The following is an 18,544-nucleotide window of genomic DNA, read 5'->3' as shown; positions in this document are numbered from 1 at the left end:
TATATGTATATCACTAAAGCTTATTTATATATTAAAAATTTTTAATATATAAGCTATATGAATATTAAACAATATTAATGGATTAAGTTATGCCAATACTCCGCGTACTAACAGCAACACCAAAAAGCATTTTTAGTAAACTTACTTATAAATACGATTTAGCTACTACTATACGTGCTTATAATGCTGTAAATATACATCTAGATGAAGCTTTCAAAACTTCATTACAAAATAATTCTTACAAAACTGCAAAACTACTACTTTCATCAGGTCAACTTAATCTTAATTATAAGGACGCCTAAGGAAATTCAGTTTTAATGAATATACTTCAATCACAAAATACCCCTCTACTAAAAAATTATTTTAGCAAGGCAAAAGTAGAAACTGGTTTTAAATTATTTCCTTTAATACCTAATAATAACGGTGAGACAATTTATAATATTGCTGCAGTAGCAGACAATAAAAAAGTTTCAAAAATTCTTTATCATAAAATAGCAGAGCTTCATGATCTTAATAAAATAGTAATCCAATCCTTTGCTAACAAAATAGATTCAAATACTTTAGATTAGGATTTTTTACTGGATTGCTTCGTCAATTGCTATGCAATTTCCTCGCAATGACGAAAATCACTAAACCTAAACCAAATCGCTTACTTGCGATTTGGCGAAGAGCTTTATCTGAAAGTTAACAAAATTTAAATTACCTTTTGAGCCTACTTCCGCAAATTTATGAGCTTTAAGAAGTAGGTCATAATCGTCCGCTAAATCGGCAAAGAAAAATTCGATTTCGCCGCTTTGTTTTACTCCTAAAATCTCACCGCTACCTCGAAGTTTTAAATCCTGCTCAGCTATATAAAATCCATCATTAGTTTGTTTCATTATCTCAAACCTACCTCGGGCAACTTTTCCAAGCCTTTTAGGATTATATAACAATATACAATATGACTGCAAACTACCCCGCCCTACTCTACCTCTAAGCTGATGAAGTTGAGCGAGACCAAACTGCTCAGCATTTTCAATAATTATTAAGGTGGCTTCAGGTACGTCTATTCCGACTTCAATAACGGTTGTTGCAACTAATATCTTAATTTCACCTTCCTTAAATTGCTTCATTATTTGGTCTTTCTGCTCGTTCTTCATCTTACCGTGAATAATACCGGTATAACCTTGATAGATATTTTCAATAGAGTTAAAACGATTCATCACATCCATCAATAAACTATCCTCTTCCTCCTCTGGTGTCATCCCACGAGCTTGTAGCGGGATCCAGTCAAAATTACTAGCATTATAAGTTGTTTTTTGGATACCGCAGTCAAGCCGTGGTATGACAACAGGGGGTTTTCCCTGCTCTATCAATGGACATATCCAATATACCCGCTCACCTACTACAAGTTTCTTGTTTATTGCTTCGATAATATGCTCTATCTTGTTAACGGACATAGTGTTCGTAGCGATAGGTAAACGATTTTTCGGCTTACCCATTAGCTTTGAGATACTCATATCGCCAAACATAGTAAGTGCAAGACTCCGAGGGATTGGTGTAGCAGTCATAACTAATACATCGGGATTTACTCCTTTATTTATTAGATTCAAACGCTGCTGCACTCCGAATCTATGCTGCTCATCGATCACTATATAACCTAGCTTATTAAAACTTACTTTCTCTTGAAATAACGCATGAGTACCGACTAATATATCAATCTCACCACTTTCAAGCTGCAGCATAATATTTTTGCGAACTGACCCAAGAATCTTACCGGTAAGCAACGCAACCCTTATATCAGTATTTTTTAATGCTTTAACAAAAAACTCGTAATGCTGGTTAGCAAGCAAATCGGTTGGAGCCATAAGAGTTGCTTGAAACCCGGCTTTCACGGTATTTACCATCGTAAGCAAAGCTACCAAAGTTTTACCTGAGCCGACATCGCCTTGCAACAATCTCATCATTTCTACTTTATCGCTTTGATCAAACTCTATTTCTTCTATAACCTGCTTTTGATAAGAAGTTAACTCAAATTCTAGCTCATTTAATATATTTGCTTGAATAGCTGCAGCTTTAGGGTAAATATTACCTTGTCTTCTACTTATTTGCGTACGTACATTTAAAAGAGATATTTGATTAGCGATAAGCTCCTTAGCTGCTAGTTGTTTTTTGGCCGACTCAGTGTCATCCCACGGCTTTATTGTATTGCTTGGGGTTGTCATCCCGCGGCTTGACCGCGGGATCCAGTTGTTGTTATGGATACCGTGGTCAAGCCACGGTATGACAGCCTCACTTACATGCAACATTTTCAAATTCTGCAATATAATATCTAAATAATCTTTTACTTCTTTATCTTCTATACTCTTACATTTCTCTTCAAATATCTCTATTGCTTTTATGATATACGAATATAGTTGTTTGTTACTCAGTAAATATGTCAGGGAATAAATCGGCTCTATTTCCTTTGCAAGCTTAGGATTAGTAATAAATTCAGGATGTGGAATCTGCAAATAATGATCAAAAAATTGTACTTTCCCGCTGATAATATGAGAAGTACCAATTTTTAACTTGTTAAAAATAAATGGAGGGGGCTTATGGAAAAACACTAATAACAACGAACCGGTATCATTGCTAGCCGTAATCTTTAACGGCTGATGGCTTTTTTTCGGTAAATTAATGCTCTCAATTACAATTTCCGTTTGGATTATTTCACCGTCTCTAACTTCGGTTAAATTAGGTGATAATATTTTATTTTGATAAGAAACGGGTAGATAAAATAATAAATCCCGAATATTGTTAATACCAAGCCTTTTAAGAGCAGATATGGTATCTTCACGTATATTAATGAACGTTTTTACAGAAGAGAATAAAAATTTTTCTAGAATAGTTAGCATATATAGTCATATATCATTACTTTAATATCATGATTACATATATACTTTAAAATAAGTAGAGAGTTAATAAAAAAATAAGTGTCCTTATGTTATGCCTACGAAAGCATTACCTACGTGGATCAGTTTTTCCAGTGTCATCCGCGACTTGATCGCGGGATCCAGCTTAAAATACTAAAATTTTAGTATTTTAAGTTGTTTTTCTGGATACCATGGTCAAGCCACGGTATGACACCGAACGCATTTTTAGATCCACGCAACAACGCCCGCTCGCAATGACGTTTTTTGCAATGCTTATAAAGCTAATTTTAGCCCTGCTCTAAGAATAGCTGAGGCTTTTAAAGGCATACCTTCGATAAATCTGGCTGTTTTGTAACCGCCTGAGCCGACTATCTTAAATGTTTCATTTAAGCTAAGCTCAAAATTAACTGCTCCAAGTCCACCTTGTTTACAGCTCTCTTTTAAAGGAGTAGCGGTTAACATTTTAGGCTGATTCCAAAATGCCGCTTCTAAACCTAAACCGATAAAATCAAATTTGACTAAGTTATTAGCTTTAACTCCGAACACCGTAAGACTTAAATTTCTGATTTTTGCCGTAATTAACATTAACTTGAATATATTTGTTATCAACAACAAAATGGTTAACTAAACCACGCTCTAAACCGTATGGAGCAAGTATCGCTCTAGTAGCCGGTAAATATTTAACCGGTCCTAATCAATCATCGGAATATCATTTAAGTTAGTATTCATTACAAATGAATAACCTGAATAAACTAAAAACGGATCAAATAAATCTAAATAAGCATATGAACGAATTTTATTTTTAGTAATATAATTTTTACCGTATATGGAGTTAATCGCTTTTACATATGCATTTATATCCTTACCGCTTTTATCTTCTTTGCCATCAAACTTAGTACTAAAAATATAACTTACTTGATCTAGTCTTGTCCATAAATAACCTATACCGTAAGTAGGATTAATTTTGTTACTTGCCATATATCTATCTTTAATATTTTCAGATAGTAAATAACTTGCTTGAATCCCCCCTGTATCTATAGCAATTTGCTTATGAACTTGCAAAGAATTAAAATCTTTAGCTTTAAAATATGTTGTACCCTCAAAAGGATCTACCTCATATTTTGTTACTTTTAAGTCAAATTCTCTTGCTCTTGCTCCATGACCTCCTATTTCATGATTACCTACCATAATCCAAGATGTAGCAGTAAATCTTGTAATATAACTTAAGATCTTCATAGCTATATTATTTGAATCGGCAAATATAGCATCATCTAATTGACGGTAACCTTCAATCAATGACATAGCAGCATCGCTACTCGCTCTTGAGGACATAAGTAACTACATAGCTATAATTTTTTCTAGAATTTTCTTGAACTGTCATATCATCATCAATATTTGATGCAGTTGCTAATACTGATGATGAATATAAAAGACAAGTAGCAATAGTTAAATTTAATTAAGTAGCCACGATATATACTATTTTAATTTGTAAAGTATTTTTTAATATACCAAACGTAGGTATTCCTTGACTTCTTTTGAAAATCCTCCTAATTTCTTAAATAATAGATATTAAATAATTTAAAATTTATGAATAAAATCTATCCTTCGGCTGAAGCTGCTCTTGAAGGACTTCTTTATGACTGCATGACTATAATGTCCGGTGGCTTTGGTTTATGCGGTATTCCTGAAAATTTAATAAATGCACTTCTTAAAAGCAATGTTCAAAATTTAACAGTTATAAGCAATAATTGCGGTGTTGATAATTTCGGACTTGGGCTTCTTCTTCAAACTAAACAAATCAAAAAAATGATTTCTTCGTATGTCGGAGAAAATAAGATTTTTGAACAACAATATCTTGATAAAGTACTTGAGCTTGAATTAAACCCACAAGGAACTTTAGCTGAACGAATTAGAGCTGCTTGCATGGGAATTCCGGCTTTTTATACTAAAACAGGTATAGGTACAATCGTAGAGGAAGGTAAAGAAACAAAGGAGTTTAACGGCGAAAAATATATAATGGAAACTGCCCTTCAAGCCGACCTTGCTATTATTAAAGGCTTTAAAGCCGATAAAAGCGGCAACGTGATTTACAATAAAACAGCAAGAAACTTTAATGCAGTCATGGCAGGTGCCACTAAAGTTACGGTTTGTGAAGTAGAGGAAATAGTTGAGGTGGGAGAGCTTGACCCTAACAATATTCACACACCTAATATTTTTATACAAAGATTAATAGTAGGTGAAAAATATGAGAAACGTATGGAGCAATTAACTGTCAGGGAAAAATAAGATATGGCTTGGAGCAAAGAAGAAATTTATCAAATAACCGCAGAGGAACTTAAAGACGGGTTATATGTCAATCTTGGTATAGGTATGCCTACGCATGTAGCAAATTATATACCTAAAGGAGTGAATGTAATATTTCAAAGCGAGAACGGTATGCTTGGTATGGGACCGTTTCCTTACGCAGGAGAGGAAGATCCTGATTTAATTAACGCCGGTAAGCAAACTATCACCGCTATTTCGACAGTAGCTTTTCATTCGGGATGATTAGAGGTTCGCATATTGATTTAACTATTTTAGGGGCTATGCAAGTCTCACAAAAAGGCGATCTTGCCAACTGGACTATCCCAGGCAAAATGGTTAAAGGTATGGGAGGAGCTATGGATTTAGTCGCTAACACCAAAAGAATAGTTATTATAAGGAACATAACGCAAAAGACGGCAGTGCTAAATTATTAAAAGAATGTAGCTTTCCGTTAACAGGCAAAAAAGTAGTTAACAGAATAATTACCGATCTTGGAATTTTTGATATTGATAAAGATGAAATGATATTAGTTAGAAAGGCTGACGATGTTACTATTGAGGAAATAAAGTCTAAAACTGAAGCCGAGTTTATAGTTAATTTATAATATGGAGAATAAAATGGTTAAGGTAGCTATCGTATATTATAGTGGATATGGTCATACTGCAAAAGTAGCTGAAGAACTAAATAAGAGCGTAAAAGAAGCAGGAGCAAATGTTTCTATTATACAAATAAATAAAGATAAACCTGAAAATATCGATTGGGATTTATTAGATAATGCAGATGCTATCATTTCCAACCTATATGGGTAGTTTAGCAGAACCGTTTAAAATATTTATGGAGGCTACCTCAACTAGATGGGCGCAACAAAAATGAAAAGATAAAATAGCCGCAAGCTTCACTAATTCTGCTTCTTATTCAGGTGATAAGTTATGCAATATTCAGCAGCTATTTCACTTCGCTATGCAGCATTGTATGATTTGGGTTGGGCGAACTGAAGCTGCCCCGAATTTTGCCGATCATGAGATGCCTGATCCCGATAAAATTAACCGCTTAGGTAGCTGGTCAGGACTTATGACTCAATCTAACCACAAATCTCCTCCTGATATTACTCCTACTCAAGGTGATCTAAAAACTGCTAATTTATTTGGCAAAAGAATAGTTGAAATAACTAAGAAGTTTAAAGGGTAGAGCCCAAATCGTCACGAGCTAAGCGACTGCAGACTTTGTGGGTCTGTCAGATTCTTTGTGTAAGTATGATTTCTCCATTTGCCCAATTTTGTAAATTAGTATCACAAAGGATTGCAAATTGATTTAAAGCCATCGCCCAATTCTTAATAGGCATTGTCCATTTTTTAGAGGCATTTGTCAATGCCAAAAAGATTATTTTCTGAATCGATTTGTCATCTGGAAACACTCCTTTATTTTTAATAATTTTACGAATTTGACGGTTAGTGGATTCAATAGCATTAGTAGTGTAAATCGCTTTTCTAATGTCTTCCGGAAAGCTAAAAAATGGAGCTATGCCAGACCAATTTCGTTGCCATATGTCAAAAATAACTGGATATTTTTCATCCCATTTTTTGGCAAAATTTTGTAATTCTCTTAATCCCTCTGCTTCATTTATTGCAGAATAAACTGCTTTTAAATCAGCTGTTACCGCTTTTAAATCTTTGTATGATACGTATTTTACAGAATTTCTTACCATATGAACAATACACAACTGCACTATGGTTTTTGGAAAAATGCTATTTATCGCCTCTGGAAAACCCTTAAGACCATCAACACATGCAACATATATTTGTTCAACTCCTCGATTCTTAAGTTCTGTTACTACCTGCATCCAAAATTTAGACCCTTCATTCTTGCCTATCCAAATTCCTAATAGCTCTTTCTTGTCCTCCATATTCACTCCAATAGCTATATAAACTGCTTTATTTATTATTACATGATTATCTCTTGCCTTAACATGAATACAATCTAAGTACATTATAGGATATACATTATCAAGTGCTCTATTCTGCCAGGCAGTTACTTCCTCTAAAATACCATCAGTTACCTTTGATATTAACTCAGATGATACCTTGGTGGCATATAGTTCTTCTAAGTGCCATTGTATTTCCCTAATGGTCATTCCCCGAGCATATAAGGATATTACTTTATCATCAAATCCTTCAAATTTACGCACTCCTTTTGGAATTAGTTGAGGTTCAAATTCTCCGTCCCAATCCCTTGGCACTTCTACTTTCAATTTACGACCTTCTGGATCTATTAGAGTCTTTTCATAATTGCCATTACGTCTGTTATCTGAGTCTTTCTCATTTTTAGAATGTTTCTCATAACCTATATGAGATTCCATTTCTTTCTCTAAAATCTTATTTACTATCTGCTTTTTAATTTCCTGAAATATCTCTTCTTTGCCAAATATCTCAGATGGATCACTTTGTGATAGTATTTCTGATACTACTTTTTCTATAGTTGGATTTGATACTTTGCTCTTATTTTTCATATTAGCCTCATGTAAGTTGTTTTAATTAATTTTATTCTTAACTATTTTTATAACTTACACAAACTTTCTGACACCCTCGACTTTGTTGCGTGGGCCGCTTTTTCTCTTGTCATCCTGCGACTTGATCGCGGGATCCAGTCTTTTTAAACTTTTTTATGAATACCGTGGTCAAGCCACGGTATGACACCGAATGCGTTTTTCGATCCACGCAACAAAACCCAATCAAAGAAATAACATCTTAATTAACTTCTCACAAATGATGGTTTTTTATTTAGAATTTTTTGAGCATGCGTAGTCGTTTTAGCATCTCGTTCTCCTTTAGTTTTTAGAATTTTTGATTTATTACTATTAACACTAACATCACTCCAGTTACCGCTATCGCTATCGCTTTCACTGCCACTACTACTACTACTATCACTCATCTCCATAGCAACTCTTCGTGCTAAAATTGATGCAACTCCATTAGGTTTGTTAACATTCTGAGCAGGCTTACTATGAGAATGTGCAACCGGTTTTCCTGTATTAGGATCAAATTCAACTTTTTTTAGTTTGTGTTCACCTCTTATGGACTGCAGCAATAAATCTCTAGAATCTTGTGCCTTAACATCCGTTTTTTCAACTTTTCTTAGATTTTTTGGTCCTGCTATTTCTCTCATTAAATCAGAAGTATCTATAGAAGGACGTGGTTGATTTTCCGGTTTTTTAACCGTAGTAGCTCCTACAGGCTTAGATAATGTCTCAGTCTGAACCGGAGCCATAGTAGGCATAGGCGGCGGTGGCGGAATGTTATTTTCCGGTAAAGGAGGCGGCGGTGACGGTGTTACATTATTTTCCAAAGGTTTAGCTAGGGACGAATTTACTAATATTGGTTCTTTTTTTGAAGTCATGTGATTTGTAAGGTTACTTATTATCTTTTGTAACTCCTCATTGTCAGATAACTTTGCAATTATATCATTAATATTTCTTTCTTTATTTTCAATTAATTCCTCAAATTTATGCTTCGTTTTATATAATTGTTCATCAATCTTTCTAATTGTTCTAGTATTACTTTCTTTGTTTTTTGCTAAAACCTGCTCATTATTATTTACAAAAACATTTTTAACATTTTGCCAAATATTATTTAACTTTTCAAAAAATGTATAAGATATTTCTTCCCTAATTTCAGCAACCTGTTTTTGTATTTCTTTAAGTTCTTTGATATTAGAATTTTCGGATATTAAATTTTGGATGTTTTGTTTTGTAGCATTTAAAGAATTATATTGTTTCTCTAGTCCTTCAGCATTAATGAATTGTAAGGGATTTGTCATATGTAGAGTTGAGAATCTTTCAGGCTTACTCTTATAACTAAAAAATACTTCCGATAATCTTTCTCTTTGATCTTTAGATAAATCTTTCTTTGTTAAATCCTTAAAATTTTTTTCGATTTCTTCTTGTAATTCTTGCTTTAAAGGTGCAGATTTTTCCGCTATATTATATATCTTATTATCAATATCTTTTAATATTTTATTATTATACTTTATTGTTTCATTTGTTAACTGTTCTTCACTTTTTATAAAAATATACTTTACATTAGAAACTGTTTTTACAAATCTTTTAAACCAAGGCAGCGATCTGTTATGTTCTTTTTCTAGTTCTTTAATTTCATTTTGTATTTCAATTAAATCTTGCAACTTCTTATTTTGTTCGCATAATTCGTTTACTTGGCCTAATATAGTATTTAAAGCATTATTTTCTTGTGCTAATAATTTATTTATATCTATTTCTTTAGCCACGCCATACACCTACTATAAATTAATGTCGGCATTATAGTAAATTTCTTGTACAAAAGCAAAGAGAAAGTTAATGTATTTTTGATAAATAAAAAGTAGATAGACGAAGTTTAATTTGAAAAAGAGCAAGGAGTCTATAAGTCAAGGAACGCAGAGTATAATAATATGTGAGTATCATTGAGCTTATAAGACTTTGTGCTAATTTTTCAAATTAAACGAGTATAGTTAACGTAATTTTAAGGATGATAAGCCTATAAGAGCAAATATGACTGAAATAATCCAAAATCTTATTACGACTTTTGATTCTGCCCAGCCGTGTTTTTCAAAATGATGATGGAGCGGTGCCATTCTAAATATTCTTTTTCCTTTAGTAGCTTTAAAGTAATATACCTGTAAAATTACGGATGCCGTTTCAATAACAAACAAGCCGCCGACTATAGCTAAAACTATTTCATGCTTAGTAATGATGCTAATAATACCAAGCACACCGCCAAGACTTAGACTACCAGTATCGCCCATAAAAACTTCTGCCGGTTGTGCATTAAACCATAAAAATCCAAGGCAACTACCGACTAATCCCGCACATAACACCGTTAACTCTCCGGTATTCGGTATATAGGTTAGCTGTAAGTAGTTCGAGTAAATTAGATTTCCTACTAAATAACTTATTAAAGCAAAAGAACCGGCAGTAAAAGCAATAGGAATGGTAGCAAGACCATCAAGCCCATCCGTTAGATTCACGGCATTAGAAGAGCCAACTATAACAAATATAGCAAAAACTATATAAAAATAACCAAGATCCAAACTTAAATTTTTAAAAAACGGTACGTTAAGTAAATGACTTGGATTTTTATCGGTATATTCTAGTAAAACACATATGATTAAGCTAATAATTCCTTGCAGTAAAAGTTTACTTTTTCCTCTTACCCCGTAATGGTTATTTTTAGTTACCTTAGCATAATCATCCATAAATCCTATAATACCGAAACTAATAAAACCAAATAACGTAATCCAAATATATTTATTAGTTAAATCAGCAAGTAATAAAGTAGAAAGACAACTAGAAAAAATAATCATAATGCCCCCCATTGTCGGAGTACCTGCTTTTGTTTGATGCGATTCAGGTCCGTCTGAACGTATAGGCTGACCGTTTTTTTGAAGAGATCGCAGAAATTTTATTAATATCGGACCTGTTATAAAGCTAAGGCTTAGAGTTATAATAATAGCAAGCCCGCTACGAAAAGTAATATAGTGAAATAAATTAGCTATATGTGAATTATGGATATGAGGAAGTAAAAGATTGTATAACATTTGTAGATTTAAATTAAAAAGTATATTAAGGCATTATTGTGTGGCTAGAAAAACACACTCGATGTCATACCGTGGCTTGACCACGGTATCCATCTTTTCACTAGACCCCGTGATCAAGTCACGGGGTGACATTAAAGGTTACTGGATTCCCGCCTACGCGGGAATGACATAGTGATACATACAATATTAAGAATATCCTAGTGTATTTATTTATAATAATCAACAATCTTATCAAGTTTTACACCTCTTGAGCCTTTTATTAGGATAAGCTCATTACCTTCAAATAAATCCGTAATATGTGTAATTAATTCATCAACATTTTTAAAGTATTTTTTAGCTATTTTGGAAGGTAGTAAATCATAAATATATTTAGTATTCGCTCCTACTAAATAGACCTTAGAACAAGCGGCATCTAATATATAAGGCACTAGTTCCTCATGTAACCGTTTAGAATTTTCCCCTAGCTCTAGCATATCGCCTATTATAGCAGTTTTATTCTCTGCAGGTACTTGTTTTAAATATTCTAATGCAGCTTTCATTGACTGCGGACTTGCGTTATAGTAATCACAAATTACACGACAATTTTGTATATTGATAATTTCCCCTCTTCCTTTAGTAGGAGAAATATTTGCTAAGTTATTTGCAGCTATCTCTATATCTTTACCTAATATATCGATAATTAAAAGTACACCGGTATAATTTTCGGCAAAATGCCGAGGAATAAACGGTATAGTTACATCTAAGACTTTATTATTTATCTTATACTTTAAGTAGACTTGCTCTCCTAGGTTCTCATATAAAACTAATTCTGCTGAAGTTTTAGACGATCTACCGAAGCTATGTATATCGGTGATAGAAAGTTTTTTTAATATCGATAATATTTTGTTATAGCAATTAGTATCGGCATTAATAACGGCAATATCATTTTTGCTAAAATTTTCAAAAATCTCACATTTAGCTTCTGCTATCTCTTCAAGTGAGTTAAAAAATTCTAAATGAGCCTCCGAAATATTAGTAATCATAGCAATATTCGGCTTTAATATTTGAACCAGCTCCCTTATCTCGCCTTTATGGTTCATGCCAAGCTCAAAAATAGCATATTCCGTATCATCAGCCATTGATGCAAGATTAATAAGTAATCCCAAGTGATTATTGAAGTTACCTCGGCTAGCAAAAATTAGACCTCTTATATAACTTGCTTCTAAAGGTAATTTGTACGTCAATCCGGTACTCACATCCTCACGTACTAAAGTGTACGCTGCGGTGCTGCGTTCCGTGTTTCCTTCAAATTCCTCTTTATTAGCTTCGTTATATAAGAGGTCTAATGATTTATAGTTAGCCTCAGTTAGTAGTGTTTTTAAAGCTTCTTTGGTAGAAGTTTTACCGACGCTACCGGTGATAGCGATGAATTTAGCTTTTGAATTCTCTCGTTTATATAAAGCCATTTTTTGTAGAGCTTCAAAACAATCCTCAACTAAGATAATTTTATCTTTATCTGCTATATCTATTTGCTTGCTAACGATTACGGCTACTGCTCCTTTATCTATTGCATCTAGAACATAATCGTGACCGTCTCTATTACCTTGAAGTGCTATAAATAAGTCACCTTTTTTAACGTCTTTGGAGTTAAATTGTACTTCATTACAATTTATAGAATTAGAGATTGTTATACCTAGTGCTTTATTTAAAGTTTCAGAATTCCAAATCATTTTTGTTACTTATGTGTTGCTGTATGGCCTTTAAAAGCATTCCGTATCATCCCGTGGCTTGTCCACAGGATCCAGTAAAAAAATTATAAAATAATTTTTTCATATAAACCATGCCATTCTGGATTTTGAGACTCAATTAAATTTAATTTCCACTGTCTTTTATATTCTTTTAATAATTTTTCACGATTAATTGCAGCTATAATATTGTCATATTGCTCAAAATAAACTAATTTATTTATGTTATACTTAGAAGAAAATCCTTTGATTATTTTATGCTTATGCTCATAAATACGTTTTATAATATTTGAAGTTACTCCAATATATATATGTACCATTACGCCCGCTAGCTAATATATATACATAATATTGTTCATTATATTATTAAATTTCTGGGACAATATGTGCTTTTTTCGATCCATGCAACAACGCCGGTCAAGCTACGGGATGACAGGCTTTTATACACTTCCTTACAACCTCAGCATCATCAAAAGGTAATTTCTTATCGCCTATAATTTGGTAATTTTCATGACCTTTGCCAGCAATTAATAAGATATCATCTTGTTTTAAATTATTTATACCGTATTTAATAGCCTCTTCTCTATTTGCTATTTCTGTATAATCTGCTTTATCTATACCGCTTATGATTTCAGTTCTAATAAGCTTTGGGTTTTCATTGCGTGGATTATCATCTGTAATTATGATGGTATCGGCAAGTTTTGCGGCTATTTGCCCCATAATACTTCTTTTTGTCTTATCACGATTACCGCCGCAGCCAAAAACTACACTTAGCTTACTATCACGTAATTTAATATTTTTCAGCTCCGTTAAAGCTTTTTCAAGAGCATCCGGAGTATGGGAATAATCAACGAAAATATTAGTGTTGCCTATTCGCTCCATTCTGCCTTTTACCGGTTTAACTTGCGTTAGAATTTCGATGATTTTATTAAAATCAAATCCGGTATAATGAACACTAAGAGCAGCAATTAATAAATTACTAGCCTGAAAACTACCAATTATCGGGGTATTAAAATTATATTCTCTATTATTAAATGTAAAATTAATATTTTGTCCTTTTAAAGAACCGTTAATTCTAGTTATTTCTAAATCACCTTTTTTCCCAACGGTTATAAATTTAATATTATGATTATGTAGATAATCTTTAACAAACTCTATTTCTTCTATATCAGAATTTAATATTGCAAGACCGCCATGTAATAAATGATCAGTAGACATCTTTCCAAACTTCGCTTCTAGAGGTAATTTATACGTCGATCCGGTACTCGAATCTGCGCAATCGCTTGTATACGCTGCGGTTCTGCGTTCCGTGTCTCCTTTAAATTCCTCTCTAGAAGCGAATTTGGAAAGATGTCTAGTAAATAATTTCAGTTTGGCTAATAAATAATTTTCTTTTGTATGGTGATAATCTAGATGATCCTGACTAAAGCTAGTAAAACATGCGATATTTACTTTTATTTCCCCAAGCCTTGCTTGATCAAGACCATGGCTAGAAGCTTCAAAAGCTAAATATTCTATACCGTTTTCAGCTAAATTATGAGCAATTTTTCTAAAGCTTAAGTAGTCTAAAGTTGTTAATTCCGGTACATCATTTATAAGATTATCGCAGCCAAATATTTCTCCCCCTATCGTACCTATAGATGCTGCTTTTTTCCCAAGTAATGAATATGTTTGAGCTATATAGGATACTACCGAGCTTTTACCGTTAGTACCGGTTACGGCTGTTATATTCTTTGGTTTTTTAGGATAGAATATTTCTATGGCTTCATATAAAGCTACTTGCACACCTTCTACGTAAATTACTTTATCTATAACAATATTTTTTTTATTGTCCGTAATTACTAATGCTGCCGCCTGATCTAAAGCATCCTTAATAAAATCATTTCCATCGACATTTTGTCCTTTAATCGCAAAAAAGACGTCTTTATCCTTAACGGTTTTAGAATTAATCGACAAACCTTTTACATTATGTTGTTGAAATAATTGCTTTAGGTTAGGGAGCATGTTTATTATATTTAATGTCATCCCAGCAACGGCGGGAATCCAGTAAAAGCACATTAGGTGTCATCCCGTGGTCAAGCCACGGTATGACACAGTAGGCTTTGCCTCTCTTCGCAATGACACTTAAATTTCTATTAAATTCCAAAGTAGTTGATTTGCCTCAACAATTATATTTTTATCTACTAATTTCCTGATAAATACTAATTTATTGTCCGGCTTGATTTTTGCCTGATTAGAGTAAGCACTAACAAATTTTAAAATTTTATCAGTCATATCGGCATTTTTATAAAATTTAATCACAAACCCGTTATCTCCTGAATCTAAATTCTCAATATTTAACTTAAAGCATAATAGCTTTATTTTTACAATATCAAGTAAATTATTAAATTCAATCGGTAGTGAGCCGAATCTATCAATCATCTCATCTTTAAATTTCTCTACTTCTATCTCATTGCTTAAATTACCTATTCTTCTATATAGCCCAAGTTTAAGAGCCGAATCGGATACATAATTATCCGGAATAAAGACGGATAATCCCAAATTAATAGTCGGGATAAAGGGTTGTTCTGAAACAACCGGTTCATCTTTAAAAATAGCTATTTGTTCTTCCAACATTTCTTGATAGAGTTCTGTACCTACTTCTTTAATTTGTCCTGATTGTTCTTCACCTATCAAATTACCGAAGCCCCGTAAATCTATATCATGGCTTGCAATAGTAAAACCTGAGCCTAAAGCACAACTATTTTGTATTATCTCTAAGCGTCTTAAGGAGTGCGATGTCATCTTTTTATGACTTGCTACCGTTAGATAGGCATAGCCCTGCATTTTACCTCGACCTATTCGACCACGCAATTGATATAGCTGACTAAGACCCAACATATCGGCCTTATGTATGATCATGGTATTTGCCTCGGCTATATCAATTCCTGATTCTATAATAGTAGTTGAGACTAGTATATCGAATTTGCCGGCATAAAACTCGCTCATAACCTCATCAATTTTACTCGGAGTCATTTTTCCGTGAGCTATTTTATAGCTTAATTCCGGCACGATTTGTTTTAATTGTTTTTCGATATCCTCTATATCTTTAATTCTTGGAACTACATAAAAGCTTCTTCCACCTCTAAAATGTTCGCGTAATAATGCATCTCTGATAATAACGGGATCAAACGGCATAACCGATGTACGAACTTCCAGCCTGTTTAGAGGCGGCGTTGCAATAATGCTAAGTTCTTTTAAACCGGTCATTGACATTTGCAGCGTTCGAGGAATCGGTGTTGCCGACATTGCAAGTACATGGGAAGAGGATTTTAGCGATTTAAGAAATTCTTTTTGACCAACACCGAAATGTTGTTCTTCATCGATTATTAACAATTTCAAATTAAAGAATTTTATATTTTTATGTAATAAAGAATGAGTGCCTATTATTATATTTATTTTACCGCTTTCAAGTTCCGATCTTATAATCTTTGCTTCTTTAGAACTAACAACGCTAGATAATTGCTTGATATTTAAACCAAAACCCTTAAACCTTTCTATGAACCTTGAAAAATGTTGACTACATAAAATAGTTGTCGGTACAACTACGGCTACTTGAGGTAAATGTTCATTTAGAGATTTTGCTACCATAAAGACGACACGCATTGCTACCTCTGTTTTACCAAACCCGACATCACCGCATATTAACCTATCCATTAACATACCGTTTCTTAGATCTTCTTTAATATCGTTTATAGCGGTTAACTGGTCTTCCGTTTCGCTGAAAGGAAAATTAGCACAAAATTTATCATATTCTTCAAGGTCAAATTCAACGGGAGCACTGCTATTAAGTTTCCTTTTAGCTGCTATTTGTATTAAATGCAGTGCTATCTTTTTTATACGGTTTTTAAGTTTCGCCTTACTTCTTTGCCATGAGACGCTGCCAAGCTTATCAAGCTCCGCATTATCATTGCCGTATTTTTTTATTACCTCTATATTTTCAACGGGTATATATAATTTATCATTACCGGCATATAGAATCTTTAAAAAATCATGCAGTTTACCTTTGATTTCTAAAGCTTCCAGCCTTAAAAACTGCCCTATTCCATGATCTTTGTGTACTACAAACTCACCTTCAGCTAAATTATTAAGCTCCAGCAAGATATTTTTAAGCTTTTTGTTAGTGTTTATAGAACTAGGTTTTTCTTCTAATAATTCGCTAGCGGTAATAAATAAATATTCTTTCGTATAAAAGCTTTGATTTAAAGGAATTATCCCGACATTTATTACTGAAGCCTTAGCCTCATCTAATTTATTTATCTCATTATATTTATATTCATAATTTTGGGTGATACTTTTAACTCTCTCAAGACCGCTTAAAGAAGCTGCACCTATTACGGTTTTTTTAGAAGAATGAGCTTTAATAATCTCAAATAATTTATCGGAAACCGTTTTCTTTTCTATAAAACTTGCAGAACTAATATTTTCAATTAAGCTAGCCTGCTCGGAATTTTCATAACTAATTAAAATAATAGACATCTTTCTAAACTTCGCTTCTAGAGGTAATTTAGACGTCGAATCGGTACTCGCATCCTCACGTACGCTTTTGTACGCTGCGGTGCTGTGTTCCGTGTCTCCTTTAAATTCCTCTCTATAAGCTGGTTTGGAAAGATGTCTATTATTTTTTTGTTCCAGTAATTCCGTTATTTCAGAAGCGGTAAAATATAAGCTAGTCGGTGAAAGGGTGGGATAGAAACTATTAAATTTAAGTTTATTTGCCTCTGACCTTGCCGAATAAAAATCGTTATAACTATGTTCAAATTCTAAAATGGCTTGTTTTGACAAATTATCGAATATGAAAATAGGATCGTTTAAATAATCTATTAAGTTAGAGCAGGAATTATAAAATAACGGAAGTAATTGTTCATATCCCGAGAATTTTCTTCCCGATATCACCGCCTCATATAAAGGATTATCGGTATGATTAACTCCAAAACTTCGTAAGTAATTATTCTTAAAATTACCGATTGTTTCAGAGTTTAAAACTATCTCATTTGCAGGACTAATAACGAGTTCCGTACAAGATTTAGTCGAAATTTGCGTATCAATATCAAATTCTTTTATTGATTCAATATAATCCCAGCTAAAATTAATTCTATAAGCTTTAGGACCTGGCAATATTATATCAATTATTTCGCCTCTAACCGCAAATTCCCCGACATCGATGCTACTCGCATTTCTTGTAAAGCTATTTTCTACTAGAAACATAGCAAGCTCATCCGTAGTAAATTTTACTTTAGGGGATAATTTCAAAAAATATTTAGAAAAAAAATCTTTCGGAGGTAATTTGTTTAATAAGTTCGCTGCATGAGTGATGAGTAATTTGCCGTTACTATTATTTGTTGTTAGCTTGGTTAATGTTTCTGCACGTCTAGATAAGATATTTGCATTTGGTGACGTATGGTCATAAGGGATGGTATCATAGCTTGGAAAGTAATAAATATTTTCATTAGAAGAAAAAAATAAAGCTTGCTTGTATAATTGCAACGCCTCCTCTTCATTACTTGCACTCAAGATAAAATTTTGCTTAAGATTCTTAGTAAAATTATCGATTGCAAAGAAAGATTTGGCAGCCGCCGGAAATTTTTGTTGTAACATTCTACAGGAGTTTATATTTTTGCTATTTTGCGTAATTTATCAATTATTTCGGCATCTAGATAAGAAGGAGCAGAAGATTTATTATTAATCCAATTATAAAGATCATTATCATTTTGATCAAGTATTAAAGAATAGCTTCCAAGTTTTTTTTCATCCATTAAGGATAGGTACTTTTCGGCAAAGCTACCGAGTATATAATCCATTTCTCTGCAACCGCGATTTTTACTACGGTAAAAAAGTTTCTTTTGTAAAGAGTTTTTATTTAATTTATTCATCTATAACATCTTGCAAAATTTTTTTATAATAATATTATTAAAATTATCAGATACCAAGATCATTTTAAAATGCTTTAATAATTAAGCACTCTAATAAATCCATTCTACATGGATAAAATTCTAT

15 protein-coding genes and 3 pseudogenes are annotated in these 18,544 nt (G+C 32.9%); 6 read left to right on the top strand and 12 right to left on the bottom strand.

Annotation, left to right across the window (positions count from 1 at the left end):
* Positions 1–89: 89 nt before the first annotated feature.
* Both REIP_RS05410 and REIP_RS05405 read left to right on the top strand, forming a co-directional pair.
* A complete protein-coding gene (locus tag REIP_RS05410) occupies positions 90–302 on the top strand; it encodes a hypothetical protein (RefSeq protein ID WP_008579727.1) in 213 nt (70 codons plus the stop codon).
* Between the two features lie 15 nt (positions 303–317).
* Positions 318–569, top strand: coding sequence for a hypothetical protein (locus REIP_RS05405; RefSeq protein WP_231569255.1), 252 nt, complete (start codon positions 318–320; stop codon positions 567–569).
* Positions 570–635: 66 nt separating this feature from the next.
* Here the strand turns inward: REIP_RS05405 and REIP_RS05400 are convergent, their stop codons facing one another.
* The 3 genes from REIP_RS05400 to REIP_RS12595 all read right to left on the bottom strand — a co-directional run bounded on the left by REIP_RS05400 (position 636) and on the right by REIP_RS12595 (position 4,226).
* Positions 636–2,876: an ATP-dependent DNA helicase RecG gene (locus REIP_RS05400; protein ID WP_045804006.1), complete on the bottom strand. Its 2,241-nt coding sequence runs from the start codon at positions 2,874–2,876 to the stop codon at positions 636–638.
* A 291-nt stretch (positions 2,877–3,167) separates the two neighbouring features.
* Positions 3,168–3,479: a hypothetical protein gene (locus REIP_RS12600; protein ID WP_231569254.1), complete on the bottom strand. Its 312-nt coding sequence runs from the start codon at positions 3,477–3,479 to the stop codon at positions 3,168–3,170.
* Between the two features lie 105 nt (positions 3,480–3,584).
* On the bottom strand, positions 3,585–4,226 hold the full coding sequence (locus REIP_RS12595; RefSeq protein ID WP_231569253.1) for a hypothetical protein: 642 nt from the start codon (positions 4,224–4,226) through the stop codon (positions 3,585–3,587).
* A gap of 255 nt (positions 4,227–4,481) precedes the next feature.
* On the opposite strand from REIP_RS12595, the gene REIP_RS05380 reads away from it, so the two are divergent.
* The 4 genes and pseudogenes from REIP_RS05380 (at position 4,482) to REIP_RS05365 (ending at position 6,386) form a co-directional block, all read left to right on the top strand.
* Positions 4,482–5,180 carry a CoA transferase subunit A gene (locus REIP_RS05380; protein WP_045804005.1) on the top strand — a complete coding sequence of 233 codons (699 nt, stop codon included), beginning with the start codon at positions 4,482–4,484 and terminating at the stop codon, positions 5,178–5,180.
* A gap of 78 nt (positions 5,181–5,258) precedes the next feature.
* Positions 5,259–5,802: pseudogene (locus tag REIP_RS05375) on the top strand (3-oxoacid CoA-transferase subunit B).
* Between the two features lies 1 nt (position 5,803).
* Positions 5,804–6,007, top strand: a complete 204-nt coding sequence (locus tag REIP_RS12590) for a flavodoxin domain-containing protein (RefSeq protein ID WP_045804004.1) — start codon at positions 5,804–5,806, stop codon at positions 6,005–6,007.
* A 163-nt stretch (positions 6,008–6,170) separates the two neighbouring features.
* On the top strand, positions 6,171–6,386 hold the full coding sequence (locus REIP_RS05365) for a hypothetical protein (protein WP_045804348.1): 216 nt from the start codon (positions 6,171–6,173) through the stop codon (positions 6,384–6,386).
* 46 nt (positions 6,387–6,432) lie between these two features.
* Here the strand turns inward: REIP_RS05365 and REIP_RS05360 are convergent, their stop codons facing one another.
* From REIP_RS05360 to REIP_RS05325, 9 genes and pseudogenes are all read right to left on the bottom strand, one after another.
* Complete coding sequence (locus tag REIP_RS05360; RefSeq protein ID WP_045803646.1) at positions 6,433–7,704, bottom strand: IS256 family transposase; 1,272 nt, start codon at positions 7,702–7,704, stop codon at positions 6,433–6,435.
* 242 nt (positions 7,705–7,946) lie between these two features.
* The gene (gene rickA, locus REIP_RS05355) at positions 7,947–9,476 is read right to left on the bottom strand and encodes an Arp2/3 complex-activating protein RickA (RefSeq protein WP_045804003.1); all 1,530 of its coding nucleotides are present in this window, start codon (positions 9,474–9,476) and stop codon (positions 7,947–7,949) included.
* Between the two features lie 222 nt (positions 9,477–9,698).
* On the bottom strand, positions 9,699–10,784 hold the full coding sequence (gene mraY / locus REIP_RS05350; protein ID WP_045804002.1) for a phospho-N-acetylmuramoyl-pentapeptide-transferase: 1,086 nt from the start codon (positions 10,782–10,784) through the stop codon (positions 9,699–9,701).
* A gap of 206 nt (positions 10,785–10,990) precedes the next feature.
* Positions 10,991–12,493: a UDP-N-acetylmuramoyl-tripeptide--D-alanyl-D-alanine ligase gene (murF, locus tag REIP_RS05345; RefSeq protein WP_045804001.1), complete on the bottom strand. Its 1,503-nt coding sequence runs from the start codon at positions 12,491–12,493 to the stop codon at positions 10,991–10,993.
* Positions 12,494–12,576: 83 nt separating this feature from the next.
* A pseudogene (locus REIP_RS05340) lies at positions 12,577–12,847 on the bottom strand (GIY-YIG nuclease family protein).
* Between the two features lie 78 nt (positions 12,848–12,925).
* Positions 12,926–14,512 (bottom strand): UDP-N-acetylmuramoyl-L-alanyl-D-glutamate--2,6-diaminopimelate ligase, encoded by a 1,587-nt coding sequence (locus REIP_RS05335; protein WP_045804000.1) that lies wholly within the window; start codon positions 14,510–14,512, stop codon positions 12,926–12,928.
* On the bottom strand, positions 14,502–14,654 hold the full coding sequence (locus tag REIP_RS11070) for a hypothetical protein (RefSeq protein ID WP_156147433.1): 153 nt from the start codon (positions 14,652–14,654) through the stop codon (positions 14,502–14,504). Before REIP_RS11070 ends, REIP_RS05335 begins: the two co-directional genes overlap by 11 nt.
* Positions 14,645–18,145 (bottom strand): annotated as a pseudogene (gene mfd, locus REIP_RS05330) (transcription-repair coupling factor); the annotation flags it as partial. The pseudogene mfd and the gene REIP_RS11070, both read right to left, overlap by 10 nt.
* 11 nt (positions 18,146–18,156) lie before the next feature.
* Positions 18,157–18,420 (bottom strand): succinate dehydrogenase assembly factor 2, encoded by a 264-nt coding sequence (locus REIP_RS05325; protein WP_008580148.1) that lies wholly within the window; start codon positions 18,418–18,420, stop codon positions 18,157–18,159.
* Between the last annotated feature and the right edge of the window lie 124 nt (positions 18,421–18,544).

Source organism: Rickettsia endosymbiont of Ixodes pacificus, assembly GCF_000965155.1.
GTDB classification, from domain to species: domain Bacteria; phylum Pseudomonadota; class Alphaproteobacteria; order Rickettsiales; family Rickettsiaceae; genus Rickettsia; species Rickettsia tamurae.
Note: the sequence above shows the minus strand (reverse complement) of the source record. Positions and strands in the feature narration are given on the sequence as shown.

Coding starts and splice junctions, on each gene's coding strand:
- REIP_RS12590 (WP_045804004.1), top strand. CDS start 5,804: ATGGAGAATAAAATGGTTAAGGTAGCTATCGTATATTATAGTGGATAT.
- REIP_RS05365 (WP_045804348.1), top strand. CDS start 6,171: ATGATTTGGGTTGGGCGAACTGAAGCTGCCCCGAATTTTGCCGATCAT.
- REIP_RS12595 (WP_231569253.1), bottom strand. CDS start 4,226: ATGTCCTCAAGAGCGAGTAGCGATGCTGCTATGTCATTGATTGAAGGT.
- REIP_RS05380 (WP_045804005.1), top strand. CDS start 4,482: ATGAATAAAATCTATCCTTCGGCTGAAGCTGCTCTTGAAGGACTTCTT.
- REIP_RS05335 (WP_045804000.1), bottom strand. CDS start 14,512: ATGCTCCCTAACCTAAAGCAATTATTTCAACAACATAATGTAAAAGGT.
- REIP_RS05360 (WP_045803646.1), bottom strand. CDS start 7,704: ATGAAAAATAAGAGCAAAGTATCAAATCCAACTATAGAAAAAGTAGTA.
- REIP_RS05325 (WP_008580148.1), bottom strand. CDS start 18,420: ATGAATAAATTAAATAAAAACTCTTTACAAAAGAAACTTTTTTACCGT.
- REIP_RS05410 (WP_008579727.1), top strand. CDS start 90: ATGCCAATACTCCGCGTACTAACAGCAACACCAAAAAGCATTTTTAGT.
- REIP_RS12600 (WP_231569254.1), bottom strand. CDS start 3,479: ATGTTAATTACGGCAAAAATCAGAAATTTAAGTCTTACGGTGTTCGGA.
- murF (WP_045804001.1), bottom strand. CDS start 12,493: ATGATTTGGAATTCTGAAACTTTAAATAAAGCACTAGGTATAACAATC.
- REIP_RS05400 (WP_045804006.1), bottom strand. CDS start 2,876: ATGCTAACTATTCTAGAAAAATTTTTATTCTCTTCTGTAAAAACGTTC.
- mraY (WP_045804002.1), bottom strand. CDS start 10,784: ATGTTATACAATCTTTTACTTCCTCATATCCATAATTCACATATAGCT.
- REIP_RS05405 (WP_231569255.1), top strand. CDS start 318: ATGAATATACTTCAATCACAAAATACCCCTCTACTAAAAAATTATTTT.